This is a genomic window from Lentzea rhizosphaerae, from assembly GCF_042649515.1.
Classification (GTDB): Bacteria; Actinomycetota; Actinomycetes; order Mycobacteriales; family Pseudonocardiaceae; genus Lentzea; species Lentzea aerocolonigenes.
The window spans coordinates 1,173,043-1,197,787 of sequence record NZ_JBHRZI010000011.1; the positions used below are offsets into that span (position 1 = coordinate 1,173,043).

Below are 24,745 nucleotides of genomic sequence, written 5' to 3' on the forward strand. Positions count from 1 at the left end.
GTCACTTCGAACGGGAGCCGACGTAGTCGGCGATGGCGAACAGGGGAACAGCACCCTCACCGAGCGATCGCACCTCGCGTTTGGCCGACTCGATGAGGTCGGCGGCACGCTCACGAGCCTGGTCGAGACCGAGCAACCGCGCGAAGGTGGACTTGCGCATCTTCTCGTCCTTGTGCGGCGTCTTGCCCAGTTCGTCCAAAGTGGACGTCACGTCGAGCACGTCGTCGATGATCTGGAACGCCAGCCCGATCTTCTCGCCGTACAGCGAGACCCTCGCGATGGTGCCCTCGTCGGCACCAGCCAGCACGGCGCCGCTGACCACGGAGGCCACCAGCAACGCGCCGGTCTTGCGCGCACACATCGACTCGAGCTCCGCCAGTTCGGCGTCGGGCCGGTTCTCCAGTCCGACGTCGGCCACCTGCCCGCCGATCGCGCCGTTCACCCCGATGGCGTGCAGCAGGGTCTGGATCACCCGCAGCAACCGGTCAGGAGGCGCATCGGTGTTGTGCAGGACGTGCTCCAGCGAGTACGCCAGCAACGCGTCACCCGCGAGCAGCGCGATCCCTTCGCCGAAGACCTTGTGGTTCGTCGGACGGCCGCGACGGAAGTCGTCGTTGTCCATCGAGGGGAGGTCGTCGTGGATCAGCGTCGCGGTGTGCAGCATCTCCAGCGCGACCGCGGTCGGCATCGCGACCTCGGCACTGCCGCCGATCGCCGCGCACACGGTCAGGCACAGGATCGGACGCAACCGCTTGCCACCCGCCAGCAACGAGTAGCGCATCGAGCTGTAGAGCGGACCCGGATCCGGATCCGCGAGAACCGCGCGCTCGAGTTCCCGGTCGACAATCTCCTGATATACGCGCAGATACGACGCTAATTCGAATTCCTTCAACAACAGACATACCCCCCAGAGGTAGATCTGAACAGACTTCGAACGTATCGAGAGATGAACTGAGTGTCAACAAGGGGCGACCCCAGGGTGACCAAAGCCTGGACGGCACACGTCGAGTCGTCGTATGGTGCAGTGGCGATCAGGATGGGGCTTGACCGTTTTGGGGGACGTCGAATGCAACCTTTCAGTGCCGATGCCGTCGAGCAACGCTGTCGTCGAACAGCACTCTGACCAGGGCAAACACTGAGATCTAGCAGGCCCGGAAGGTAGTCGGCCGCGCCTGCAGCGCGCATACCAGATCCGCTGCAACGACGCAGCTCTTTTACGCGTGGGCTGGAATGGCACCGGCCGAATCGCGTCTTCAGCGCGCCCGAAAACGTCTGGCACCGAGGGGTCTAATCGTGATAGCCGAAGCACCCAAGAGGATTCCTCTGATCGGGCACGCGCTTCCACTGCTGGCTGATCCGCTGCAATTCCTGACGGCTCTGCCCGAAACCGGTGACCTGGTTCGCGTGCGAGTGGGGCCGGTTCAGGTCGTCGTCGTTTGCGACCCCGAACTGACCAGGCAGGTGCTGGTCGACGACCGCACGTTCGACAAGGGCGGACCGTCGTTCGACTCCGGCCTCGACGACTTCGGCGACGGCCTCGCATCGGTTCCGCACAGCAGGCACCGCCGCCGTCGCAGGCTGGCTCAGCCGTCGTTCCACCGCTCCCGCTACGAGAACTACGCACGGATGATGAGCGGACACATCGACACCGCCACCAAGGGGTGGCGTGCCGGTGACGTGCTGGACGTCCGGACCGAGATGACGTCGCTGTCGATGGCCATCGCGGTCGACACGATGTTCTCCTCGGCACTGCCCGCGGCCCGGTTGCGGCAGGCCGTCGACGACCTGCAGACGTTCGTCAGCGGAATCCACCGCACGATGGTGCTGCCGGGACCCGTCGCCAGGCTCCCGCTGCCCGCGAACGTCCGCTACCGCGCAGCCGTGGACCGGTTGCGGCGCACCGTCCGCGAGATCGTCGCCGAACGCAGGGCGACCGGTGGCGACCACAACGACCTGCTGTCATCTCTGCTGCTGGCCCGTGACGGCGACGACGCCGCGGACCAGGGCCTCACCGACTCCGAGGTCGTCGACGAGGTGCTCACCTTCTTCGCCGCGGGCTCCGAGACGATCGCGGGCACCATCTCCTGGGCCCTGTACCTGCTGGCGAGCAATCCCGAGGAGTACCAACGACTTCGCGAAGAGGTCGACAGGGTCGTGGCCGATGACGCGGCCACCTTCGAGGACGTGCCGAAGCTCGAGTTCACCAACCGGGTCGTCACCGAGGCGCTGCGCCTCTACCCGCCGGCGTGGATCGTCACCCGCAGCGTCACCGCGGACACCCAGCTGGGCGCGCACACGTTGCCGGCGGGGACGTTCGTCGCGTGGAGCCCGTACATCCTGCACCGGCAGGATTCGCTGTTCGAGAACGCCGCCCGGTTCGTGCCGGACCGGTGGGACGACGCGCTCCACGAGCAACCTCACCGCACGTCGTTCATCACGTTCGGCGGTGGCGCCCGCAAGTGCATCGGCGACCACTTCAGCTACGTGGAGGCCACGCTGGCGTTGGCGACGATCACCAAGCGCTGGACGCTCGAGCTCGTCGACGGCGAACGCGTCAAGCCCGCGCCCTCGACCACCCTCTACCCGAAGAACCTCAGGATGCGCGTCGTCAGCGGAGGTCCGGCATGAGCAGGGCCTCGTTCGAGGCGCTGCGCAAGGCCAGGGGAATCTTCCGGGACTACGTGCTGGACCTGTACTTCCCCGCGCACCGGCTGACGAGGTGGCAACGGCTGCGCTGCATCCCGTTCCTGTTCTTCATCGAGTACCTGGTCTACCGGGTCGACGCGGTCGCGGAGAACACCAAGCGCACGGATCTCGACGTCGACGGCAACGCCGACTACGACAAGCTCGTCCGGTACAAGAAGAAGTTCGCCGCGCTGCTGCACCGGATGGGCGCCTACAACGAGGCCGTGGCGTTCGAACTGGACATGGGCGAGAAGTACGTGCGCCTGGAGAACAAGGCGACGACACGGGGTTCCGCCGACCACGACGAAGTGCTCCGTCTCGCCGAACTGCGGCCCTCGGACGTGCGCCTGCTGCACGGCATGACGTTCGCCCTGCTCGGCAGGCCGGTCGACGACAAGATGCTGAAGCTCATGTGGCCCGTCGAAGTGCTCGCCGACATCGGGAACGACCTGCTGCACTACGAGGACGACGTCGCCGCCGGGCAGTTCAACACCTACGACGCCTTCGTCCGGCTGTACGGACGAGCCGCGCCCCAACGGTTGCGTGCCGAGATCGCCCGGTACGAGCAGCTGATGCACGCGGAACTGGAGAAGTTCCCCCCGGACGAGCGCACCGCACTCACCGCGGTCTGCGCACAGCGGTACCGCTCCAGCACCGAGCGGATTCCCGCGCCCCAACTCCCCGGCGCCGCCGGGAGGGCTGAACACGAGAGGGCTCCATGACCTCGTCCATCGTCGTCGTCACCGGCGTCGCCTGCGCGATCTTCTGGCTGATCGCGTACGTCGGGATCATCTACCGCGGCTTCAAGGACAAGACCTACGGCATGCCGATCGCGGCGCTCGCCGCGAACCTCTCGTGGGAAGCCGCGTACGGGTTCTTCATCAACCCGTTCGGCGACCACATCCACACCCTCAGCATCGCCTGGTTCGCCTTGGACGTGATCATCTTCTACCAGGTGTACAAGTACGCGCCGAGTGAGTTCGAGGAGCCGGTTCGCAAGTACATCAGGCCGATCCTCTTCGCCGCGGTCGCCGTCGCCTATCCCGCCGTGCACCTCGGTTTCTTCGAGTTCAACGACCCTGACGGCGAGTACACCGGGTTCGGCGTCAACTTCATGATGTCGATCCTGTTCGTCACCATGCTGATCAGCAGGGGGAGCTCGCGCGGTCAGTCCCTCTACATCGCGTTCGCCAAGTTCATGGGCACGTTCCTCGCCTGGCTGGCGACTGCGCTGACCGTGACCACCAGCACGACCAAGGCACTTCCCGACAGCTTCTGGTCGTTCTGGGCCGACAGCCTCAGCCACGACAAGTACCCGCTCACGCCGTTGATCAACTACCTGTACCTGGTCGTGTTCGTCTTCGACATCCTCTACATGGTCATGCTGTACAAGCGGCTCAAGGCGGACGGGATCAAGCCGCTGCGGCACTTCTGACCATCCCCGCGCAGGAACACCGAGGCCCGTCTCACGGCGGGCCTTCTTGCTGGCGTGATTTGAATACAGAGCTGTACTGTATTTGTATGGTCATCATTGCGGGGGCGGGTCCGACCGGCTTGGCGCTGGCGTGCGGGCTCAGGCAGTTCGGGGTGGACGTGCGGGTCGTGGACCAGGCGGACGGACCGGCCACGACGTCACGGGCGTTGGGGTTGCAGCCTCGCGGGGTCGAGGTGCTGGCGAGGCTGGGCGCGCTGGGCGACCTGCCGGAGAAGGCGGTGCGGCTGCGGGCGTTGCGGATCAACGGCGCGGTCGCGCTGGACATGGGTTTCCTGCGCGACGCGGGTCAGCTGATCGTGTCGCAGGCGTGGGTCGAGGAACGGCTGCGCGACCGGCTGTCCGCGCTGGGCGTGGAGATCGAGTGGAACACACCGGTCTCCGGGGTCTCCGGCTGGGACTGGCTGGTCGGCTGCGACGGCGCCCACTCGGCCGTGCGGAAGGCGGCGGGGATCGCGTTCGAGGGCGAGTCCGTGATGGAGAACTTCCTCCTGCGCGACCTGCACGCGGAGTGGGACCTCGACCGCGAGTCGATCCACCTGTTCGTCGACGGGGCGTCGATCACGAGCGTCTTCCCGTTGCCCGGCGGCATCTGGCGGGTGATGTCGCCGGGCGGCGAGCGGTGGACGCCGGGGCCGATCGACTCGGTGGAGTGGGAGTCGACGTTCCGCATCCACCGGCGGCAAGCAGCGACCTACCGGCGCGGGAACGTCCTGCTCGCCGGGGACGCCGCGCACATCCACAGCCCGCTGGGCGGACAGGGCATGAACACGGGGCTCGGCGACGCGGACAACCTGGCGTGGAAGCTCGCGCTCGTGGTGCAGGGCAGGGCCTCCGAGCAGCTGCTCGACACCTACGAGGCCGAACGCAGGCCGATCGGCGCTCGAGTGCTCGCCTCGACGACACCGGCGACGCGGCTGGCGATGGGTCCGGGTGTCGTCACGCGGACGATCAGGGACCGGGCGTTGTGGCCGTTGCTGGGGCTGCCGTTCGTGCAGCGACGGCTCGTGCGGTTCACCTCGCAGCTCGACGTGAAGTACTCCGGCCCGCTGGCGTCCGGGCGGCGCGGCGGCGAACGGGTTCCCGCGTTCGTGCGGACCGGGAGGTGGGTGCTGGCGGGACCGGCGACGTGCCTGGAGGTGGCGGGGGAACGGCTGGGGGACGTCGTGCACCATGAACGCGCCGGCGAAACGCTGCTGGTGCGACCGGACGGGCACCTGGCGTGGCGCGGCCCGTCCTCACCGGAAAGGCTTGCCGAGTGGCTGAACGAAGTGCTGGGCGTCCCCGCGACCCCGAGGCGGACAACGCGATCCTGACAGCCGCTTTCGAGCTGTTCCTGGAACGCGGCCTCGACGGCACGTCGATCGAGCAGGTGGCCCGTCGCGCGGGAGTGACCCGTGCGACGGTCTACCGCCGTTTCGCCACCAAGGAAGACCTGTTGTTCAGCGTGATCGAGCTGCCGCGGACCGTCGCGGCGCTCGATCCCGAACGCATGGCCGTCGCACCGCCGGAGGAGACGCTGAAGGGGTGGGCGGCGCTGATGTCGGCCCCGCAGTCGGTGCAGCTGCTGCGCCGGATCGTGGGCGCCTCCGCGGACAACTTCGAGCTGATGCGGCGGTACTGGGAGCTGTTCATCGCGCCGCGCCGGGCCGTGCTCTACGACGTCATCCGTCCCGGTTTTCCTGCCGGTACCAACCTCTCGCTCGTCGTGGACCTGGTCGGAGGTGCGCTCTTCTACCGCGCGCTCAGTCGTCCGGAGCACAACACGGCCGAAGAACTGGAAACTTACTTGTACGAAGTGTTGCACCAGGTCGGCTACCGCCCATAGGTTGCTTTGGTCTAAACCACTAGCGGTGGAGGCCAGGATGTCGTTGCTCCGCAAAGGATTGGCGGCCGCACTGGCCGCAATCTCCGTCTCAGTTGGCGTCGGCGTGGCCGAGGCGGCGCCACCCAAGAAGATCGTCGGCGCCTACTACGGCAACTGGTACAGCGACTCGAAGCCGATCTCGGCGATCCCCTCGAACACCCCGATCACGCACCTGTTCTACGCGTTCGCGCTCATCGAGAACGGCAAGTGCGTCATGCCGGCGACGACCGCGGCCAAGGACTTCGCGGACATCCGCGACCTGAAGAAGCGCAAGCCGTCCCTGAAGGCGTTGATCTCGCTGGGAGGCTGGGGCGCGGGCGGTTTCTCCGACGCCGCGCTGACCGCGCAGTCGCGCAAGACGCTCGTCCAGTCCTGTGTGGACCTCTTCTTCGCGGACAGGACGTTCGACGGCATCGACCTCGACTGGGAGTTCCCCGTCTACGGCGGACCTGCCGAGATCAAGGACCGGCCGGAGGACAGGCGCAACATGACCCTGCTGACCCGCGACTTCAAGCGGGCGTTGGGCAAGCGGCTGGTCACCGGCGCGCTGCCCACCGGCCGCCTGCAGACCGACGGTTCCTACGACCCGGCGAAGTCGTTCGAACTCTGCGAGCTGTCGCGGATCATGGACTTCATCAACGTCATGACCTACGACATGGGCACCGGGTTCTCGCCCGTGGCCACGTTCAACGCACCGTTCCGCGAGGTCGCCGACGATCCGATGCCGCCCGCGGACCGTCGCTGGAACAACGTCGTCGGTGCCATCGACTACTACGAACGCCACGGCGTCTCGCCGCGCAAGATGGTGCTGGGAACGCCGTTCTACGGCCGAGGCTTCAACGTCAGGACCGAGGGCCCGCAGCACGGCCTCTACCAGCCCTACGACAGCGCGTTCTGGGTCGACGGCTACGAGGAAGCGTTGCGGCTCAAGGCAACTCCGGGCTGGAAGGAGTACTGGCACCCGGTCGCGCAGTCGCCGTGGCTCTACAACGCGGCGGAGAAGAAGTTCGTCTCGTACGAGAACCCGCGGTCGATCGGGATTCGCGCGGACTTCGCCCACTCCCGCGGACTGCTCGGCACGTTCATGTGGGAACTGGGGCACGACGACGCCCAGTACTCGCTGCTGACGGCGATGTCGCGCTGAGGGTTTGAGTCTCACGCAACGTCAGGGTGTTGGTTGAACGACATGACTGACACCACCCGACGGGAAGTGCTGGGTTGGCTCGCCGGACTCGGTGCGGCAGCAGGGATGGGCCTGCTCGCACCGGGCCGGGCCGCGGCCTCCGTCAGCGTCACCGCGCTGCGCGGCGTCACGCTCGTCGACGCCGCGCACACCCGCTCCAACGCCACGATCGTGCTGGCGGACAACAGGATTCTCGCGGTCGGGGCGTGCGACCTGCCGTTGCCGCGCGGGGCGGCGGTGCTGGACCTGGCCGGGAAGTTCGTCATCCCCGGTTTGTGGGACATGCACGTGCACGGCGCGTTCCTGGACCGGATCACGCTGCCGTTGTGCCTGGTCAACGGCGTGACCGGCATCCGGGAGATGTGGGGTTTCCCGCCGATCTGCGCGTTGCGCGACCGGATCGAGCGCGGTGAGGTGTTCGGGCCGCGGCTGGTCGTCGGCAGCTCGATCATCGACGGGCCGCACTCCACGCTGCCCGGCGCGTTGATCGTCAGCACGCCGGACGAGGGCAGGCAGGCCGTGCGGGACGCGAAGACGCAGGGCGCGGACTTCGTGAAGGTGTACTCGTACCTGGACCGGCCGACGCTCGCGGCGATCGCGGACGAGTGTTCGCGGCAGGACATCACGTTCGCCGGCCACTGCTCCGACCACGTGGCGCTGGGCGACGCGAGCGACCTGGGGCAGCGCACGTTCGAGCACATGTACGGCTTGCCGCTCGCCACCAGCGCGGCGGAAACCGAGCTGCGCCAGGCGATCGCGACGCTGCCGCTCGACCCCGCCGACCCGTTCGCGTGGTTCAAGCAGGTGCTGGAGTTCGAACGCCAGGCCACCCTCACCCACCGCCGCGGCAAGGCCGTTCAGCTCGCGAAACGGTTGCGCCGCAACGGCTCCGCGCTGTGCCCGACCATGGTCGCGATGCGGGTGTACTCGAGTCCGGCCGAACGGTTCGAGAACGACCCGCGGATGAAGTACATGCCCGCGTTCTACCGCGACCTCTGGCGTGACGGCCTGAAACGGTGGGTTCCGGTGACGCCGCAGGAGATCCAGGAACAGGCCGAGTTCTTCCGCCGTCGCGCGGAACAGGTCGCCGAGATGCACGAGCTCGGTGTCGAGGTGCTGGTCGGCACGGACGCGGGCAACCCGTACTCGTTCTCGGGATTCTCGGTGCACGACGAGCTGGAACTGCTGGTCGAGGCGGGTCTGCCGCCGGCGGCGGCGCTGCGGGCCGGCACCCGCGACACCCGGCTGGTGCCGGGCGCGGAGGCGAACCTCGTGGTGTTGGACGGCAACCCGCTCGCGGACATCCGCAACACGCAGCGGATCCACACCGTGCTGACGCGTGGCCGCGTGCTCGGGCCCGCCGAACGGCAGCGGATGCTCGCGGACGTGGAGAGCGCGGCCAAGGAGCCTTTTCCCGCTGTTCAGGTGGGGTGCTGCTGACGTATGGTCTGCCCCGATCCGGCCTGGGGCCGGCTTTTCTCTGGGGGAAAGACATGAGACGTGCGTTGAGCACGCTGCTGATCGCCGCCGGTGTCACGGTGTTCGCCGTGACACCGGCTTCCGCCGCCGCCGCGGTGCCGCGAACTCTGCCGATCACCGGCCAGGGCCACACCGACCTGCGCGAACCCGCCCGGACGTTGACGGGCCAGGACTCGCCGGTCGGCGCCTGGCGGGACGCGGAGAACCGGTTCCACTCGTCGAAGGCGTACGTCACCGTCGACCTGAAGCAGTTGCGCGGCAACAGGATCATCAGCGCCGCCGTGTACTCGCGCGAGACCGCGGTGACCGACTGCGCCAAGCCCAGGTCGGTCGAGCTGTGGCAGACGAAGTTGGCCGAGCAGCCCACGTGGTTCAGCGCGCCCAGGGAACTCACCCGGTTCGACATCAGGGTGACCGGCGAGTGCCACGCGCTCGTGAGCTGGGACGTCACCGACGCCGTCACCAAGGCCGTCGCCGCGGGCCAGGAGAAGGCCACGTTCGCGCTGCGCATGGCGGGCGGCAGGCAGTACGACACCGGGTACGGCCGCCGGTACGCACCGATGTCCGTGCAGGTCACCTACAACACACCGCCGAGCCCGGCGACCGACCCGGTGACCGGCGGCAAGCCGTGCACCGCGACGCCGCTGCCCGTCGGCGCGCCGCCGAGCCTGTTCGCGAAGGTCACCGACGCGGATCCCGTTCCCGGTTTCGGGGTCCGGTACGTGGTGACCGACGTGGCCGACCCGGCCAAGCGCCACGAGGCGGTCGACGAGACCACCGACAATCCGTACACCTACCTGCCCGCGAGCTTCCTGGAGCACGGCCACACCTACGAGTGGACCGCGAGGGGCGAGGACGGCTGGGACAGCGGCCCGTCCAGCACGCCGTGCCGCTTCACCGCGGACCTGGTCGCCCCGAGCACGCCGGCGATCTCCTCGACGGACTTCACGCCGAGCGGCCCGACCACCGGTGCCGGGCTTCCCGGCGAGTTCACCTTCGACGCCCAGGGCGACGAGGACGTCGTCGAGTTCCAGTACCGGCTCCGCGACGGCGCGTTGCAGCAGGCTTCGGCCGACCGTCCCGGCGGCAAGGCGACGGTCACCGTGCGCGTGCCGTTCTGGGGTGACAACTCGATCGAGGTGTTCGCGGTCGACCGGGTCGGCCACTACTCGAACTCCGCGATCTACCAGTTCAAGGTGCGCTACAGCGGCCCGTCCGTGCGGTCCTTCGAGGAAGCGCAGCTCGGGTCGGAGGTCGAGGTCTCGATGAGCTCGGTCGAGGCGAACGTGACCTCGTTCGTCTACCAGGTCGGCAACGGCCCGGAGCTCACCGTGCCCGCGGTGGCCGGCGCGGCGAAGGTGACCGTGCGCGTCACCAGCCCGTACTCGACCAGCGTCAGCGCGCGGGCCAAGACGGCCGACGGCGATCTCACGCAGTCGAGCAGCGCCTTCATCCGCACCAAGGACTCCACCCCGACCATCACGCGCAACGGCGACCTGTACACGTTCGCGCCGGGCATGCCGGGTGTCGTGGAGTACGTCTACAGCGTCAACTCCGGTCCGGAGCAGGTCGTGGCGGCCGGACCGGACGGCACGGTGACACTGCCGCTCGACCTCGGGGAGCAGGAGTTCCCGCCCCCGAGCGTCGACGTGCGGTCCCGGACCGCGGACGGCCTCCAGTCGCTCACGGCGACGTACTACCGCGAGTGACTAGAGACTGAACATCGAGCCCGGGTTGAACAGGTTCTCCGGGTCCAGTGCGCGTTTGATCTCGCGGTGGACCCGGAGACCGATCGGCCCGATCTCCTTCTCCAGCCACTCCCGCTTGATCTTGCCGATCCCGTGCTCGCCGGTGACCGTGCCGCCCAGCGCGAGCCCGACGGCCAGGATGTCGTCGAACGCCTTCTGGGCGCGCGCGAACTGGTCGGCGTCGGTGGGGTCGTAGACGATCGTCGGGTGCATGTTGCCGTCGCCGGCGTGACCGACCACGGCGATCTTCAGGCCGACCTCCGCCGAGATGTCCTCGCAGCCCTGGATGAGCTCGGCGATGCGGGTGCGCGGCACGCAGACGTCGTCGGTCAGCCACGACCCGTAGACCTCCAGCGCGGTCAGCACGGCGCGGCGGGCGGTCAGCAGGTCGCGGCCCTCGTTGATGTCGTGGGTCGCGTAGACGAGATCGGCCTCCGAGCAGATCTCCTCGATCTTCTGCAGCTCGTGCGTGGCCTGCTCACCGCCCGCGTCGGACTGGCAGATCAGCAACGCCGCGCAGCCGGGTCCCGCGCCGAGCTCGGTCTTCAGGTACTGCTCGACGGCCTCGATCGACGTGCGGTCCATGATCTCCATCAACGACGGCACCAGGCCCTCGCGGACGATCCTGCTGACCGCGGCGCCCGCGCTGGCGGTGCTGCCGAACGCGGCGACCAGCGTGGCGGGGGCCTGCGGGAGAGGCCGCAGTGCCAGGGTGGCCTTCGTGATCACGCCGAGCGTGCCCTCTGAGCCGATGAAGAGCTTGGTGAGGTCGTAGCCCGCGACGCCCTTGACCGTGCGGCGACCGGTCCGCAGCACCTCGCCGTCGGCCAGCACGACCTCCAGGCCCAGCACGGAGTCGGTGGTCACGCCGTACTTCACGCAGCACAGACCGCCCGCGTTGGTGGAGAGGTTGCCGCCGATCGTGCACCAGTCGTAGCTGCTCGGGTCCGGCGGGTAGAACAGGCCGTTCTTCTCGACGGCGCCGCGCAGGTCGAGGTTGACCACGCCGGGTTCGACCACGGCGAGGCGGTTGTCGGCGTCGATCTCGACGATGGCGTCCATCTTGGTCGTGACCAGGACGACGCAGCCTTCGATGGCGTTCGCGGCGCCGGACAGGCCGCTGCCGGCACCGCGAGGAACGATCGGGACCTGGTGGCGCGCGCACGCTCGCACCACGGCCTGGACCTGCTCGGTGTTCAGCGGGAACACCACGGCCAGCGGGCTGCCGTGCGGCGCCAACGGCATCATGTCGCGCTGGTAGCTCGCGGTGACGTCGGCGTCGGTGAGGACACCGGAGTCACCCAGAGCGGCGCGGAGTTCGGCGAGCAGGGTCTCCATGCTGACCACGCTAGTGGTGTGACGCGGCACGTTGCCGAGGGAATTCACGGGTCGGAAGGTTCCTCACGAAGGCGATCTCGACCGAGGGGAGTTCACGTGGTGACTCAGCGTGCTCAACCCAGATTTCGTTGTCCCTTTGGCCCGATGTCGCCGCGCCCTTCGCACGGCACGACGTAGGCTGGTTCACCGTGGCGCATGCTTTCGCCTCGCTGGAGACCGCGGGTCCGGTGGCCGTGTGGGTCATCGTGCTGAGCTTCATCTTCGTCGAGTGCGCATTCATCTTCGGGCTGTTCCTGCCCGGTGACTCGCTGCTGTTCGCCGCCGGGGTCGTGCTGGCGTCGCACAACAGCGAGCTGTCGGCGTGGGCGCTGTCCCTCGCGGCGCTGGTCGTGGCCGTCGTCGGCAACCAGGTCGGGTACTTCATCGGCCGCGGGACCGGCACGCGCGTGCTCGCGCGCAAGGGCGGCAAGGTGCTGAACCGGCAGAACCTCAAGCGGGCAGGGGACTTCCTCGACCGGCGCGGGTTCTGGGCCGTCGTGCTCGCCCGCTGGCTGCCGTGGATCCGCACGCTGGCGCCGATGATCGCCGGTGCCGCGCGGATGGACCTCCGCAAGTTCACGCTGGCCACCACGCTCGGCGCCATCGCGTGGGTGCCGACGCTGGTGCTCGCGGGCTACTACGGCGCGGGCATCCTGCAGAAGCTCCCGTGGCTCGAAACGGCGGCACTGGTCGTCAGCGTCGCGTTCTTCCTCGGCGGGACGGGCTGGGGCATCTGGCGCTACCGCCAGGAGATGCAGAAGCCGGTCGACGAGACCAGCGAGGACCTGGGGCACCTGACCGAGCACCACGCGGGCTGAAAATCTGCCACTCTGACCTTTCACGTAAAGGACGGGGAGGTCTGACGTGCGTTTTTTGAGTGCATTCGCTGTTTCAATTGCACTGTTCGGTGGAGTAACACCGGCTCATGCCGCAACGATGCCGCAATGCGGTGACACGCTGAGACAAAGCGTGAAATTGACGGCCGATCTGGAATGTTCTGGAACGCCCGGACTCATCGTCGGGGCCAACGGGGTGACGATCAACCTCAACGGGCACAAGTTGAGTGGTTCGCCCGCACTCGACATGACCGACGTGGACGGCACGACGATCCGCAACGGCACGGTGGCCGCCATCAACGTCGTCGCGGACAACGCGACCAACACCAGGTTCATCGACACGACCTTCGGCAACAGGAACGGGTCCTACTTCTGGAACGGCACGACGTCGGCGACGTTCGTGCGTAGCAAGATCAACGCGTGGCGACTCTTCTGCGGCGCCCGGTGTCACCTCCTGAACAGCAGTTTCACCATGGAACAGATCGGCGCGACCCACGTGGTCATCCAGGGTGACCAGGGCACGATCAACGGCATCAACCACATCGGCGCCACCCAGATCGACGTCGTCAACACCAAGCTGAACCTGCTGACGCTCGGCGGATCCGAGCGGGCGACCGTCCGCGACAGCGAGCTCGACGGGTTCGAGATGATCACGACCGGCCGGATCGAACTGCTGCGCAACACGTTCACCGGCGGCAACTGGGTCGGTGTCCACAAGCCGGTCCAGGGCGTCATCCGCGGCAACAGGTTCGAGAAGATGAAATCCGCCGGCCTGCTCGTCGACATGAAGGAAACGCTCCCCGGCCCGTTGCTGGTCGAGCGCAACACGTTCGCCGAAAACGTCGGGGACGGCCTGCGCATCAACGTGCCGCTTCCACTCGACATCACCGTTCGCAAGAACACGAGCGAGAACAACAGTCAATACGGAATGTGGGCGACCGCGGGCACCGTGACGGACGGCGGGAAGAACGTCTCGAACAACGACGCCCTCGGCTGCTTCACCATCGTGTGCGCTTAAAGCACCTCGGAGATCAGCAGATCCGCTGACCCCTTCGACGAGTTCACCATCAGCGCGTTGACGTGGTCCGTGCCGTGCAGCACCCGTTCCTCCGCCTCCGACAGGGTTCGCCCGTACCGCAGGTGGCGGTCGATCAGGCGCTGCACGCGCACGTCCTCGTCGATGGCGAGGAACCACGCCTCGTCCAGGATGATCCGGACGCGCTTCCACTTGTCGTAGTTGAGCAGCAGGTAGTTGCCCTCGGTGACGACCAGCGGGACGTCCGGGTGCACCGGCACCGCGCAGGCGATCGGCTCCTCGATCTCGCGGCGGAACTCCGGCGCGTAGATCATGTCCGGCCCGCACGCCTTGATCCGGCCGAGCAGGTCCACGTAGCCGGGGATGTCGAACGTGTCCGGCGCGCCCTTGCGCTCGACCAGCCGCAGCCGTTCCAGCTCGCTCTGCGCGAGGTGGAAGCCGTCCATCTCGACGAGCACCGCCTGGCCGTCGAGGGCCTCGACGAGCCGCCGCGCAAGTGTCGACTTGCCGGAACCGGGTGCTCCGCCGATGCCGAGGATCTTGCGCTCACCCTGGTCGGTGAGCACCCGAGCCCGCTCTAGCAGCTCCTCGAACCTGACCTGCTGTCCTGCCACCGTGCCAGCCTCTCAACCCAGTCCCCGACCGCACCGACGCGAACGGCGGCCGCCTCCGACGCGAAACCGATGGCCTGCACCGGATCCGCCCCTGTCGCGAGCGCGTAGGCGTACGCGCCGTGCCAGACGTCGCCGGCACCGTTCGTGTCCTTCACCTCCACCGCGGGCACGGGCACCACTCCGGTCGAACCGTCGCGAGCCGACCAGGTCACCGGCGCCGCACCCTGCGTGCGGATCACCAGCGGCACCCCGAAGGCGTGCACCCCGGCCTCGGACAGCTCGAACCCCGAAGCGCAGGCAGCCACGTCCACCAGCGGCAACAGGTGATCGAGGACAGGTTTCCAGCTCCCGGCGTCGAGCACCACAGGCAATCCCGCGGCTTTCGCCTGCTGGGCGACGGGAATCACCAGGCCGTCGTGGTGTCCGTCCAAGAGCACGACGTCCGCGGCGGCCAGCAGATCGGACAGATCGGGCGCGACGACCGGCACTGACGCGTTGCGGGAGACGACGGTGCGCTCCCCATCAGCATCTCTGACGACGACCATGCTCACCGGCGTCGTGCCCGGTACGGCGGTGACTTGGACCGGGTCCAAGGAAGCCCTGACAAATTCACCCAGTGCGTCGGCACCCAACGCGGTGAGCAGTGACGACCTCCCGCCCAGTGCCGCGACGGCACGGGCGGCGTTGGCGGCCGGACCTCCCGGCGACAGCACCGCGTCGAGCGAGCGGACCTTCTGCCCGGGTTCCGGGAAGGCGTCCACCCGTTGAGTCACGTCGAGAGTTGTGAGCCCGACACACAGCACGGCTGCCATCTGGGCTTCCTCCAAACGGGTAAGGTCCCGGCCATGGTCACCATGCGGGATGTCGCGGCTCTCGCGGGGGTCTCCATCACCACGGTGTCACACGTGATCAACGAGACCAGGCCGGTAGCCGAGGACACACGTGAGCGTGTGCAGAAGGCGATCGACGAAACCGGGTACACGGGTGACGCCATCGCGCGATCGCTGGTCATGGGCGGCACGAAGTCGCTGGGCCTCGCGGTGTCGCTGGTCTCCCACCCGTACTTCGCCGAGCTGATCGCCGCCATCGAGTCGGAAGCGACCCGGAACGGCTACTCGCTCGTGCTGATCGACACGCGGGACACCCCCGAATCCGAGCAGACCGCGGTCAGGATGCTGCGCTCGAGACGGGTGGACGGACTGCTGCTCACACCGTCGGCCGGCGGTGGAAGCCTCGTGCTGCCCGAGCTCAAGCGGCTGGGCATTCCCACCGTGCTGGTGGACCGGCTGACCGTGGCGAAGGACATCGACCAGGTCGGGCCGGAGAACGTGCAGGCCACGTCGGGTCTGGTGAAGCACCTCGCGGAACTGGGGCACCGCCGGATCGGCATCGTCTGCGGCAAGACGGGCGTCGCCACGACCGAGGAACGCATCCTCGGCTACCGGCTCGGCCTCGGCCGCGCGGGCCTGAAGTGGGACGAGGCGATGGTGTCGCAGAGCGGCTGGCTCGCGCCGCTGCTCGACCAGGACGACCCGGCGACGGCCGTCGTCGCGGCCGACCACCTCGTGACGGTCGGCATGCTGCACGAGGCACGCGCCCGCGGCCTGAAGCTCGGCACGGACCTCGCGGTCGTCGCGTACGACGAGGTCGAGTGGGCGACGTTGATCGACCCGCCGCTCACCACGCTGGCCCAGCCCGTCGAGGAGATCGGCAGGACAGCGGTGAAGCTGCTGATCTCCCGGATCGCCGATCCGGACAGGGCACCGGAGACCATCCGGCTGTCGCCCTCGCTGATGCACAGGCAGTCCTGCGGATGCTGATCCCCGGCCTCGTCTCGGTGACGTTCCGGCAGCTCTCGATCGAGCAGATCGGCGAGTTGGCGCTGGAGTGCGGGCTCGAGGCCGTCGAGTGGGGCGGTGACGTGCACGTGCCGCCCGGTGACTTCGCCGCGGCACGGCGAGCGCTCGACACCGGGTTGAAGGTGGCGGCGTACGGGTCGTACTACCGCGCGGGCGTGTCCGATCGTGCCGACCTGGCGCCGATCCTGGAGACCGCGGCAGAGCTGGACGCACCGCTCGTGCGGGTCTGGGCGGGGACCTCCGGGTCCGCCGAGTGCCCCGATCGCGGGCCGGTGGTCGAGGCGTTGCAGCACGCCGTCGAGCACGCCGGCGCGATGGGCACGCGGATCGCGTTGGAATACCACCGGAACACGCTGACCGACACGCTGGACTCGACAGTCCAGCTGCTGGACGAGGTCGACGGCGTGGTGTCGTACTGGCAGCCGCACGGAGGCCAGGACGTGTTCTCCGCAGTGCACGAGGTGCGCACGCTGGAACCGGTGACGGCGCACGTCTTCTCGTGGGGTCCGGGTGGCTACACCGAACGGCTGCCGCTCGCCGAGCGCCGCGACCTGTGGAAGCCGGTGCTGACCGAGCTGGCGCGCGACGGCGTCGACCGCAACGCCCTGCTGGAGTTCGTGATCGACGACTCGCCGGAGCAGTTCCGCGAGGACGCCAAGACGTTGCTGAGCTACATCAGGCCGTAGTCACGTCCAGGCCGTGGCGTTCGAGCAGAGCCGCAGCCTCCAGGCACATCCAGCCACCGAGCTGGACGGACAGGTCACGTCCCTCGCGCTCGTCCGCCGGAACCGTCCACTCAGGACCGAAGAGTGGACCGCTCACGGCCATCACGCGGTTGAGCCACGCCGCTTCCGCCGACTGGACCACGAGCTCCCTGGCCAGGTCCGCGGTCTCGTGCCGGTCGGGGTCGAGCTCGGGGATCTCCAACGCCGCCTGCGCGAGATAACGCGTGAGGATGCCGGCGAACAGGCCTCCGTCACCGCCGCCCTGCCCCTTGATCACACCGTTGGTCGCCAGGTCGTCGTGCACGGCGGTGATCGTGCGGGCGGCGCGGTCGAGCCACTTGTCCTGCTGGCCGTGCCGGGCGAGCTCGACGCACGCACCGATCAGAACCCCTTGGCAGTACGTGTAGATGTTCTTCTCGAACTCGCGGATCTCGCCGTTGGGGTGGACGTGCAGGCCGTCCCACGCGAGGCCGCTGCCGGGGTCGACCAGGTTGTCCTCGACCCAGTCCACGATCGACCGCGCGCGGGCGAGGTCGGTGCGGTCGTTCTGACGGGCCAGGAAGATCGCGGCGGGACCGTTGGCGGGCACGTTCTTGAAGTCGTCGTTGCGCTTCCACCAGATGCCGCCGCCGGCGTGGTCGGTCCACCCGTCCCGCAGCCGTTCGGCGATCACCTGGAGCGCCCTGGGTTTCGCGACGCCGACCTCTTTCTGGGCGCGTTGCAGGGCGAGGCCGAGCCACGCGATGTCGTCGTAGAAGTCGTTGGTCCAGCCGAGGACGTTGCGCACCCGGATGCCGCGCACGACCTTGGTGACGGCCGCCTTGCGCAGCTCGTTCGGCGAGCGCAGGTAACCGTCGATCAGGCAGTCGAGCAGGTGCGCCTGCCACCAGTAGTTGAAGCTGGTGTGCAGCTTGTCGCGGAAGAGCGGGGGCCACACCCGTGCCCCGAGCAAAGTGCCCGGCACGCCCCAGACCCGTCGCAGGTGCCTGGAGTACACCGCGCGCTCCGCGACGCCCGCGCGCGCCGCCAGCAGTTTCGCGATCACCACGAGATCATGGTGAGTGCTTGACCGGTCAAGAAGCTCGGTGAATCGCCCAGTGGTACAGCCCCATCGCCACGGAAGTGGTCAGGTTGTAGCTGCTGACCTTGTCCCGCATGGGAAGCCGGACGATCCTCGTGGCCTTCGCGCGGACCTCGTCGGACAGCCCGTGCCGCTCCGAGCCGAACGCCAGCACGGCGTCGTCCGGGATCGGCCCGGTGAGCAGGTCACCGTCGGCGTCGAACGCGATCAGCTCGCCCGCGAAGTCGAGGCTCTCGGCCCTGGCGACGGGAAGCGCGAAGTGCAGGCCGGCGGATCCCCTGAGCACGTTCGGGTGCCACGGGTCCACGTCACCGGTGGAGATCACCCCGCCCGCGTCCAGCCCGGCCGCCACCCGGATGGCGGCACCGAAGTTGCCGAGGTTGCGCGGGTTGTCGAGCAGGACGATCGGCGCGTTGCGGTCGAACGGCAGCTGCGGCCGTGCGGCGAACCCCGCGACCCCGGTCGGGTGGGTCTTGCCGACCTGCTTCACGAACTCGGCCCGGTCGACCTCGGTGGCCTGTTTGAAGGCCTCGACGAGGTCGGGTGCGTGCGACTCGGCGAGCTCGACCGCGTCACTCAGGTTCGTGGTGAGCAACGGATGCACCCGTGCGCCGAAGCGCAGCGCGTGCTTAACAGCGTGAAAGCCTTCGAGCAGCACGCCCACCAGCGTAGAACCCGATCCACGACATGATCACGATCGACCCCAGCACCAGCTGCACCAGCGTCGACGCGCTCTCCGGGTACCAGACGCCGTCGATGTAGTGGTCGATGAACCCGGTCTCCAGCAGCGGCATGCCCGCGAGGCCGCGGAAGTGGTTCTCCCACACGGTGATCGGGCAGGTGATCGGGGTCGAGAGGCTCAGGACGGCCCACACGCCCATCGCGAGGTGCGGGTAGATCACCCACCGCCATCGCCACGCCAGGAATCCACCCACCAGCAGGAAGGCCAGCACCGTGAAGTGCAGGACCATGACCGTTTCGGCAAGGAACCTGGCCATTCGCACCACCCCGTCCACCAGACTAGGACGGGGTGACTCGAAGCGCTCTCGATAAAACCTCAGGCGAGCCCGAGATCGTCGAGATCGAGCAGGTACCGGTACGGCAGCCCCTCGGCCTCGATGGCCTCCTTGGCCCCCGTGCCGCGGTCGACAACCGTGGCGACACCCACGACCTCGGCACCGTGCTCGCGCAACGCGGTGACGGCCGTGAGCACCGAACCACCGGTGGTGGAGGTGTCCTCGACGGCGAGCACGCGCTGGCCGCGCACGTCGATGCCCTCGATCTGCCGCTGCATGCCGTGGGCCTTGCTGGCCTTGCGCACGACGAACGCGTCGAGCACGTCGCCGTCGATCGCCGCGGAATGCATCATCGCGTAGGCCACGGGGTCCGCCCCGAGCGTGAGACCGCCGACAGCGACGAAGTCCCAGTCGCTGGTGAGCTGCCGCAGGAGCTTGCCGATCAACGGCGCCGCCGCGTGGTGCAGCGTCGCCCGCCGCAGATCGACGTAGTAGTCGGCTTCCTTGCCGCTGGAGAGGGTCACCTTGCCGTGCACGACGGCCAATTCGCTCACCAGACGAGCGAGTTCCGACTTCGCGTTCGCGTCCAAGACCACTTCAGTTCGCACGGGTCGCTAGCTTCGCACACCTGGGGCGCCCGTGCCTCGTACGCTGCATCACCGTGAGCACCCTCTTCGTCGAACAGCCGTGGACCTCCATGAGCCTGTTGTTCCGGCCGCACTACCGGGTGGAGGTGTTCGACGAGCACGACACGCCCGTCGCGGTGGTCAGGGAACGCAGCGGGCCGGGCTTGCAGCGGCCGCTGCGGTACACGGGGTTCTCCGGCTGGACGACGTTCGACCTCGACGTCGTGGCGCCGCACGGCCAGCCGATCATGCACATCAGCAAGCGGTTCGGTCGACGGCCCCACGTGCGCGTCAGCTCGCCGCAGGGCCAGTTGATCGGGACGATCAAGACCCACGGCGCGTGGAAGCAGTCGCTGCACGACGCGACCGGTCAGCAGCTCTGCTTCTTCGGCGACATCGGGCGCATCGAGACCGGCGGACGCTCCAAGCGCAACGGCAAGCGCGTCCGCCGGGACGTCGTGCGGATCAACCCCGGCGTGGCCGAGCCGCTGCGCTCGCTGGCGACCGCCTGCGCGGTCGCCTTCGACGTCGTTCGCGGCACCGGCACGAGCCATCTGAGCAGCGGCGGCGACTGGCCGGCCTGAGCTACCAGGCGTCCTGGCGGAAGTGGCTCGGCCCGTCGTCCTCGTCGTCGTCATCCCGGCGCGGCGGTCGCTGGGCCACCGGGTTGCCGGACGCGATGACGTCCTCGATGTCCTGCCCCTCCTGGATCGCCGTGTAGGCGCGCTGGAGGTCCGGAACTCCGGTGGCGAGGGCCTTCTGCACGCCCTCGTCCATCACGCGGCCGGCGGCGATGTCCTTCCAGCTGAACTCGCCGGTGTCGATGCGCTGCTGGAGGTCCTTGAACTCCTTGGGCGCGTTGCCGCTGCGGGCGTACCGCTCGATCGCGGCGAGGTCCTGCTCCGACACCCCGCGCGACCGCGGCTGGTACTGGGCGGCCTGCTGCGCGACCTGCACGGCCGCCGTGGTCCTGGCGTCGACGTCGTCGATCAACGCCTGCAGCCGGGCCTGGTCGTAGGGGAACGTCACTGCTGACCTCCGCCCGTGTTGCCCGTTCCGCCCGTACCGGCACCCGCACCCGCGCCACCGGCACCACTGCCGGCACCGCTGTACCGGGCCGACGCGTCGGAACCGGACTTGCCGAGCTTGTAACCGTCCCAGGCGATGCTCATCGCGCCGGACTTCACCGCCGACATGCCGTTGTCGTACTTCTGCTTGCCGTCCTGCACGCCGTCGACCACGTCGAGCGCGTCGTTGACATCGCGGACGTCCTTGAGCTTCATCAGCGCGGTGCCCATGGCCTTGATGCCGTCGACCATGCCCTTGACGCCCTCGATGATCTGCTGGATCGAGAGGATGATCTTCCGGATCCGGTCGACGATCTGGATGCAGTCGTAGACGACCCACACCGCCTTGCCCCAGCCGACGACCGGGATCGGCGCCAGGATCACGGCTTCCATCAGCTTGGTGACCAGCATGTCGAGCAACGTCAGCGCGAGGCCGCACGCCGTCCGGCAGGTGGAGGCCATCGACTGGAACTTGTTGCCGATGATCCGCGCGACCTGGGAGTCCGCCTCGATCGCGATGACCCACATGGTGTCCATGCGGCGCTCGAACCCCTGCGCGGCCGTGCCGTTCCAGTGCGGGTTCAGCTGGTTGACGCCCTCGCCGACGTTGTGGCGCACGGAGTCCAGCGCCTTGGCGACCTGGTCCCACGCGTTGGCGTTGGCGTCGATCTTCTCGAAGTCGCCGAGCAGCGGGTTGATCAGCGACTCGACCAGGTTCTCACCGGTGACCTTCTCGTAGATCCAGTTGACGCCCTGGATCTTCCAGCCGGCCTTCTCGATGAGCTCCTTGGTGCTCTGCCTGCCGGGGCGGTCCTCCGCGGCCGCGCTGAGGGCGGCCGACGGGTTCTCGACGTCCGCGTACGCCGTGGTCATCGGCCACCTCCGGCCTGCTTCAGCAGCTGCACGCCGTGCAGGTCGACCTTCTCGTACGACTCGGCCGTCTTCTTCAGCGCGTCGGAGTCCTTGAGCATCATCTTGTTGGCGAACTCCAACGTCTCCCCGTAGAGATTCGCGACGCCGGTCACGACGGGGTGCAGCAACGTCAGCAGGCCGGTGAACCCGCTGGTGTCACCGCCCTTGGAGATCGCGTGGTCCTTGATGGTCAGGAAGTGCTGGGCGTTGCGGTCCAGCAGCTCGCTGTACCCGCGCAGCTCGTCCGGTACGACATGGAACTGTTCGCTCACGCGGGCTTCGACGCGCCATTCGGCCGAACGGTTCCGATCAGGTGCGTCCGCGTCCGCCGGCGAAGCGGGAGGCCATCTTGCGGACCAGGGACCGCGGCAGCACCTTCGTGATGGTCACGATCGCCTTGTACTGGGCGCCGGGGATCGACAGGACCTTGCCGCGGCGCAGGTCGCGGAGGCCCTCGTGGACCAGGCGGTCGGCGTCGACGTAGAGCCAGTCGGGGGTCTTGGACATGTCGATGCCGGCCCGCTTGTGGAACTCGGTCTTCACGAAACCGGGGCACAGCGCCATGATCCGCACGCCGGAGTGCGCGACCGCGAGGGACATGCCCTCGGAGAACGACGTCACCCACGCCTTGTCGGCGCTGTAGCTGGTGCCGCGGCCGGGCAGGAAGCTCGCCACGCTGGACACGTTGATCACGTCGCCCTTGCCGCGGGCCATCATGCCGGGGATCGCGGCCCTCGACAGGCGCAGCACGGTCGCGACGTTGACGTCCAGCTGGGCCTGGAGCTTCTCGACGTCCGCCGCGAAGAACTCGCCGGTGTTGGCGAAGCCCGCGTTGTTGACGAGGAGGTCGACGGGCGACTCCGCCAGGCGTGCCTCGACCTCAGCGCGATCACCGTGGTCGCTGAGGTCGGCGGGCAGGACGTCCACGTGCACGCCGTGGCGGTCGTGCAGCTGCTTCGCCTGTTCCTCGAGTGCGGACGCGGTGCGCGCGACCAGCACGAGGTCGTACCCCTCCGCGGCGAGCCTGCGGGCGAAGGCGGCCCCGATCCCGACGGTCGATCCGGTCACCAGTGCGGTTGGCATGCCACCGAACGGTAGTCGGAAAAACGCCGGGACCGAAGGCCGGCGATGATCACATTTGGTCCGTGACCCGGATCACTGCTGCTTGCGCCCGAACGACGGCCGGTAGACCTCGCCGCCGTCGTCCTCCTCGTCGACCGGTTCCTCCACCTCTGAGGGGTCCGGGTCGAACGGGTCGATGACGTCCGCGAGCTCGCCGACGTCGCGCAGCAGCCGTTCCAGGCGCGCGGGCGACGAGTTCGGCGGCGCGGCGGCCAGCACCCAGTCGTTCTCCATCCAGACGACCGTGACGTCGCCCCCGATCTCCTCGGCGGCGTCGATCAGGTCCGGCGTGATGATCTTGCGGGCGGCCGGGACGTCCGTGACGAACGCGTACCGCGACCCCACCGGCCCGAGCAGGTCGGGCATCGGCATCTTGTCGTTGTCGCGCTGGAACGGCACTGTCGACAGCCACAGCTCGATGACCACGGACAACGCTCTGCGGCAGCGCACACCGACCAGCACCGAGTTGACCTTGCCGCCGGTCTCGTGGTCGAGCACGTAGACCTGGCGCCGTCCGTCCGCGGTGAAGGTCGAGCCCGCGACGACGTCACGGGCGAGCCCCGTGCCGTAGTACGCGATGGCGCCGGCCTCCCAGCGAGTCGGCAGCACGTGGTCTGTCTCCTCGAACTGCCAGCCGCGCAGAGCAGCCCAACGGCGCCGTTCACGATTACGCGCGGTTCGTTGCGCCCGGTCGGTCGCGAGCAGGGCGAACCCCGCCACGCCCGCCACCGCGGCGACGGTGAACCAGACCCACGCCGGTATGCCCACAGCTGAAGCCTAGTGGGTCGGGGGCGAGGAACGAAGATCACTTCCGCGCGTCGTGAACTGAGCGTGCCGATTCGACGTGGTTCAGGGCATGCCCGCCTCGTTCCCGTTCACCACGCCACGCGCCTCGGACAGCGAACCCGAGGCCCAGGAACTGCTCGCCGCCCACGGCCCGGTCGTGCCGGCCACGATGGGCCCGATCCCGATCTGGCTGGCCCTGTCGTACGCCGCCTGCAGACAGGTGCTCACCGACCAGCGGTTCAGCCGGGAGGAGGCCACCCGGCCCGGCGGCCCCGTGACCGTCCCGTCCGGCGCGAACCCGCTGGTCCTGTCCTCGATGGAGGGCCGCAGACACGCCCGCACCCGCAAGCTCGTGGCCTCGGCGTTCAGCCCGCGCATGGTCGCCACGCTCGAACCGCGCGTCCAGGCGATCACCGACTCGCTGCTGGAAGCGCAGCCGTCGGACCTGGTCGCGGGCCTGTGCGTCCCGCTGCCGACGATGGTGATCTGCGAGCTGCTCGGAGTGCCGTACTCCGACGCGCCGGACATCCGCCGCTGGACCGGCCGTCTGATGACCGCGCGCCTCACGCCGGAGGAACTGCGCCAGGCCGAGAACGACATGCAGGGCTACCTGGCCGACCTCGTGGAGTACAAACGCCTGCGGCCGGACGACAAACTGATCACCGCCCTGGTCTCGGCCCACGACGAGGGCGGGCACCTGACGTCGGCGGAGATGCTGGCGAACCTGCAACTGCTGTTGGCCGCCGGACACGACACGACCGTCAACCAGCTGGGCAACTCGCTGCTGACACTGCTGCGCCACCCCGGTGAACTGCGGCGGTTGATCGACTCGCCGGCCCTGATCGGCACAGCTGTCGACGAGTTGCTGCGGTTCTCGCGGCTGATGGCGGCGACCTTGCCCCGCGTGACGACCGAGGCAGTCGTGCTGGAAGGGGTCTCGCTGAAGGCCGGTGCCGCGGTGCTGCCGATCATCTCGGCGGCCAACCGGGATCCGTCGGTGTTCGGAGATCCGGACCGGCTCGACCTCTCGCGCGACGACGCTCCGCCGCTGGCGTTGGGGTACGGACCGCACTACTGCCTGGGTGCGCAGCTCGCGAAGCTGGAGTTGCGGGTCGCGCTGACTTCGGTGCTGGCGCGGTTTCCCGGGTTGCGGCTGGCGGTCGAGGAGTCGGAGCTGAGCTACCGGATGGAGACCAACGTCCGTGCGCTGGTCTCCCTACCGGTGGCGTGGTGA

Annotated in this window: 27 protein-coding genes; 14 read left to right on the forward strand and 13 right to left on the reverse strand. The window is 68.4% G+C overall.

All coding sequences use genetic code 11. The features are described 5' to 3' along the window. Position 1 precedes the first annotated feature (1 nt). Positions 2-895, reverse strand: coding sequence for a polyprenyl synthetase family protein (locus tag ACFOWZ_RS13355; protein ID WP_382372179.1), 894 nt, complete (start codon positions 893-895; stop codon positions 2-4). A gap of 398 nt (positions 896-1,293) precedes the next feature. Between ACFOWZ_RS13355 and ACFOWZ_RS13360 the strand changes: the two genes are divergently transcribed. The 8 genes from ACFOWZ_RS13360 to ACFOWZ_RS13395 all read left to right on the forward strand — a co-directional run bounded on the left by ACFOWZ_RS13360 (position 1,294) and on the right by ACFOWZ_RS13395 (position 10,415). Further along, the gene (locus ACFOWZ_RS13360) at positions 1,294-2,628 is read left to right on the forward strand and encodes a cytochrome P450 (protein ID WP_382372180.1); all 1,335 of its coding nucleotides are present in this window, start codon (positions 1,294-1,296) and stop codon (positions 2,626-2,628) included. Continuing rightward, positions 2,625-3,407, forward strand: a complete 783-nt coding sequence (locus ACFOWZ_RS13365) for a hypothetical protein (protein ID WP_382372181.1) — start codon at positions 2,625-2,627, stop codon at positions 3,405-3,407. The genes ACFOWZ_RS13360 and ACFOWZ_RS13365 overlap by 4 nt, the downstream gene beginning before the upstream one ends. Beyond that, positions 3,404-4,120, forward strand: coding sequence for a transmembrane-type terpene cyclase (locus ACFOWZ_RS13370; RefSeq protein ID WP_382372182.1), 717 nt, complete (start codon positions 3,404-3,406; stop codon positions 4,118-4,120). Before ACFOWZ_RS13365 ends, ACFOWZ_RS13370 begins: the two co-directional genes overlap by 4 nt. 86 nt (positions 4,121-4,206) lie before the next feature. Then, positions 4,207-5,493, forward strand: coding sequence for an FAD-dependent oxidoreductase (locus ACFOWZ_RS13375; protein WP_382372183.1), 1,287 nt, complete (start codon positions 4,207-4,209; stop codon positions 5,491-5,493). Next, positions 5,436-6,005 (forward strand): TetR/AcrR family transcriptional regulator, encoded by a 570-nt coding sequence (locus ACFOWZ_RS13380; protein WP_382372184.1) that lies wholly within the window; start codon positions 5,436-5,438, stop codon positions 6,003-6,005. Before ACFOWZ_RS13375 ends, ACFOWZ_RS13380 begins: the two co-directional genes overlap by 58 nt. Positions 6,006-6,042: 37 nt before the next feature. Next, on the forward strand, positions 6,043-7,188 hold the full coding sequence (locus ACFOWZ_RS13385) for a glycoside hydrolase family 18 protein (RefSeq protein WP_382372185.1): 1,146 nt from the start codon (positions 6,043-6,045) through the stop codon (positions 7,186-7,188). A gap of 42 nt (positions 7,189-7,230) precedes the next feature. Continuing rightward, on the forward strand, positions 7,231-8,667 hold the full coding sequence (locus tag ACFOWZ_RS13390) for an amidohydrolase family protein (protein WP_382372186.1): 1,437 nt from the start codon (positions 7,231-7,233) through the stop codon (positions 8,665-8,667). A 53-nt stretch (positions 8,668-8,720) separates the two neighbouring features. Next, a complete protein-coding gene (locus ACFOWZ_RS13395; RefSeq protein ID WP_382372187.1) occupies positions 8,721-10,415 on the forward strand; it encodes a hypothetical protein in 1,695 nt (564 codons plus the stop codon). On the opposite strand, the gene ACFOWZ_RS13400 is transcribed toward ACFOWZ_RS13395, so the two are convergent. Then, complete coding sequence (locus ACFOWZ_RS13400) at positions 10,416-11,792, reverse strand: FAD-binding oxidoreductase (RefSeq protein ID WP_382372188.1); 1,377 nt, start codon at positions 11,790-11,792, stop codon at positions 10,416-10,418. It abuts the gene before it with no gap. Between the two features lie 188 nt (positions 11,793-11,980). Between ACFOWZ_RS13400 and ACFOWZ_RS13405 the strand changes: the two genes are divergently transcribed. Further along, complete coding sequence (locus tag ACFOWZ_RS13405; RefSeq protein ID WP_382372189.1) at positions 11,981-12,649, forward strand: DedA family protein; 669 nt, start codon at positions 11,981-11,983, stop codon at positions 12,647-12,649. A 151-nt stretch (positions 12,650-12,800) separates the two neighbouring features. Further along, a complete protein-coding gene (locus ACFOWZ_RS13410; RefSeq protein WP_382372190.1) occupies positions 12,801-13,685 on the forward strand; it encodes a right-handed parallel beta-helix repeat-containing protein in 885 nt (294 codons plus the stop codon). Here ACFOWZ_RS13410 and ACFOWZ_RS13415 read toward each other — a convergent pair. Together ACFOWZ_RS13415 and ACFOWZ_RS13420 are read right to left on the reverse strand one after the other, a co-directional pair. After that, on the reverse strand, positions 13,682-14,317 hold the full coding sequence (locus ACFOWZ_RS13415; RefSeq protein ID WP_030465827.1) for a nucleoside/nucleotide kinase family protein: 636 nt from the start codon (positions 14,315-14,317) through the stop codon (positions 13,682-13,684). The genes ACFOWZ_RS13410 and ACFOWZ_RS13415 overlap by 4 nt on opposite strands. Beyond that, entirely contained in the window at positions 14,281-15,129 is an 849-nt protein-coding gene (locus ACFOWZ_RS13420; protein WP_382372191.1) for a PfkB family carbohydrate kinase, read from the reverse strand. Before ACFOWZ_RS13420 ends, ACFOWZ_RS13415 begins: the two co-directional genes overlap by 37 nt. Before the next feature lie 33 nt (positions 15,130-15,162). On the opposite strand from ACFOWZ_RS13420, the gene ACFOWZ_RS13425 reads away from it, so the two are divergent. Beyond that, positions 15,163-16,137, forward strand: coding sequence for a LacI family DNA-binding transcriptional regulator (locus ACFOWZ_RS13425; protein WP_382372192.1), 975 nt, complete (start codon positions 15,163-15,165; stop codon positions 16,135-16,137). Further along, complete coding sequence (locus ACFOWZ_RS13430; protein WP_382372193.1) at positions 16,131-16,862, forward strand: sugar phosphate isomerase/epimerase family protein; 732 nt, start codon at positions 16,131-16,133, stop codon at positions 16,860-16,862. The genes ACFOWZ_RS13425 and ACFOWZ_RS13430 overlap by 7 nt, the downstream gene beginning before the upstream one ends. Here ACFOWZ_RS13430 and ACFOWZ_RS13435 read toward each other — a convergent pair. The 4 genes from ACFOWZ_RS13435 to pyrE are packed head-to-tail and all read right to left on the reverse strand — an operon-like array spanning position 16,852 to position 19,594. Beyond that, complete coding sequence (locus tag ACFOWZ_RS13435) at positions 16,852-17,949, reverse strand: glycoside hydrolase family 76 protein (RefSeq protein WP_382372194.1); 1,098 nt, start codon at positions 17,947-17,949, stop codon at positions 16,852-16,854. The two genes, ACFOWZ_RS13430 and ACFOWZ_RS13435, sit on opposite strands and share 11 nt — an antisense overlap. A gap of 25 nt (positions 17,950-17,974) precedes the next feature. Further along, positions 17,975-18,640, reverse strand: a complete 666-nt coding sequence (locus ACFOWZ_RS13440) for a TrmH family RNA methyltransferase (protein WP_382372195.1) — start codon at positions 18,638-18,640, stop codon at positions 17,975-17,977. After that, positions 18,612-18,980 (reverse strand): DUF2784 domain-containing protein, encoded by a 369-nt coding sequence (locus ACFOWZ_RS13445; RefSeq protein ID WP_382372196.1) that lies wholly within the window; start codon positions 18,978-18,980, stop codon positions 18,612-18,614. Before ACFOWZ_RS13445 ends, ACFOWZ_RS13440 begins: the two co-directional genes overlap by 29 nt. Positions 18,981-19,039: 59 nt before the next feature. Beyond that, the gene (pyrE, locus tag ACFOWZ_RS13450; RefSeq protein WP_030465820.1) at positions 19,040-19,594 is read right to left on the reverse strand and encodes an orotate phosphoribosyltransferase; all 555 of its coding nucleotides are present in this window, start codon (positions 19,592-19,594) and stop codon (positions 19,040-19,042) included. A 65-nt stretch (positions 19,595-19,659) separates the two neighbouring features. Between pyrE and ACFOWZ_RS13455 the strand changes: the two genes are divergently transcribed. After that, the gene (locus tag ACFOWZ_RS13455; protein WP_382372197.1) at positions 19,660-20,208 is read left to right on the forward strand and encodes a hypothetical protein; all 549 of its coding nucleotides are present in this window, start codon (positions 19,660-19,662) and stop codon (positions 20,206-20,208) included. 1 nt (position 20,209) lies between these two features. On the opposite strand, the gene ACFOWZ_RS13460 is transcribed toward ACFOWZ_RS13455, so the two are convergent. The 5 genes from ACFOWZ_RS13460 to ACFOWZ_RS13480 form a co-directional block, all read right to left on the reverse strand. Next, positions 20,210-20,653, reverse strand: coding sequence for a hypothetical protein (locus ACFOWZ_RS13460; RefSeq protein WP_382372198.1), 444 nt, complete (start codon positions 20,651-20,653; stop codon positions 20,210-20,212). Further along, complete coding sequence (locus ACFOWZ_RS13465; protein WP_382372199.1) at positions 20,650-21,564, reverse strand: WXG100 family type VII secretion target; 915 nt, start codon at positions 21,562-21,564, stop codon at positions 20,650-20,652. Before ACFOWZ_RS13465 ends, ACFOWZ_RS13460 begins: the two co-directional genes overlap by 4 nt. Continuing rightward, positions 21,561-21,875: a hypothetical protein gene (locus tag ACFOWZ_RS13470; protein WP_382372200.1), complete on the reverse strand. Its 315-nt coding sequence runs from the start codon at positions 21,873-21,875 to the stop codon at positions 21,561-21,563. The genes ACFOWZ_RS13465 and ACFOWZ_RS13470 overlap by 4 nt, the downstream gene beginning before the upstream one ends. Before the next feature lie 37 nt (positions 21,876-21,912). Further along, positions 21,913-22,686, reverse strand: a complete 774-nt coding sequence (locus tag ACFOWZ_RS13475; protein ID WP_382372201.1) for an SDR family NAD(P)-dependent oxidoreductase — start codon at positions 22,684-22,686, stop codon at positions 21,913-21,915. Between the two features lie 72 nt (positions 22,687-22,758). Then, entirely contained in the window at positions 22,759-23,493 is a 735-nt protein-coding gene (locus tag ACFOWZ_RS13480; protein ID WP_030465814.1) for a hypothetical protein, read from the reverse strand. Between the two features lie 88 nt (positions 23,494-23,581). Between ACFOWZ_RS13480 and ACFOWZ_RS13485 the strand changes: the two genes are divergently transcribed. Beyond that, a complete protein-coding gene (locus ACFOWZ_RS13485) occupies positions 23,582-24,745 on the forward strand; it encodes a cytochrome P450 (protein ID WP_382372202.1) in 1,164 nt (387 codons plus the stop codon).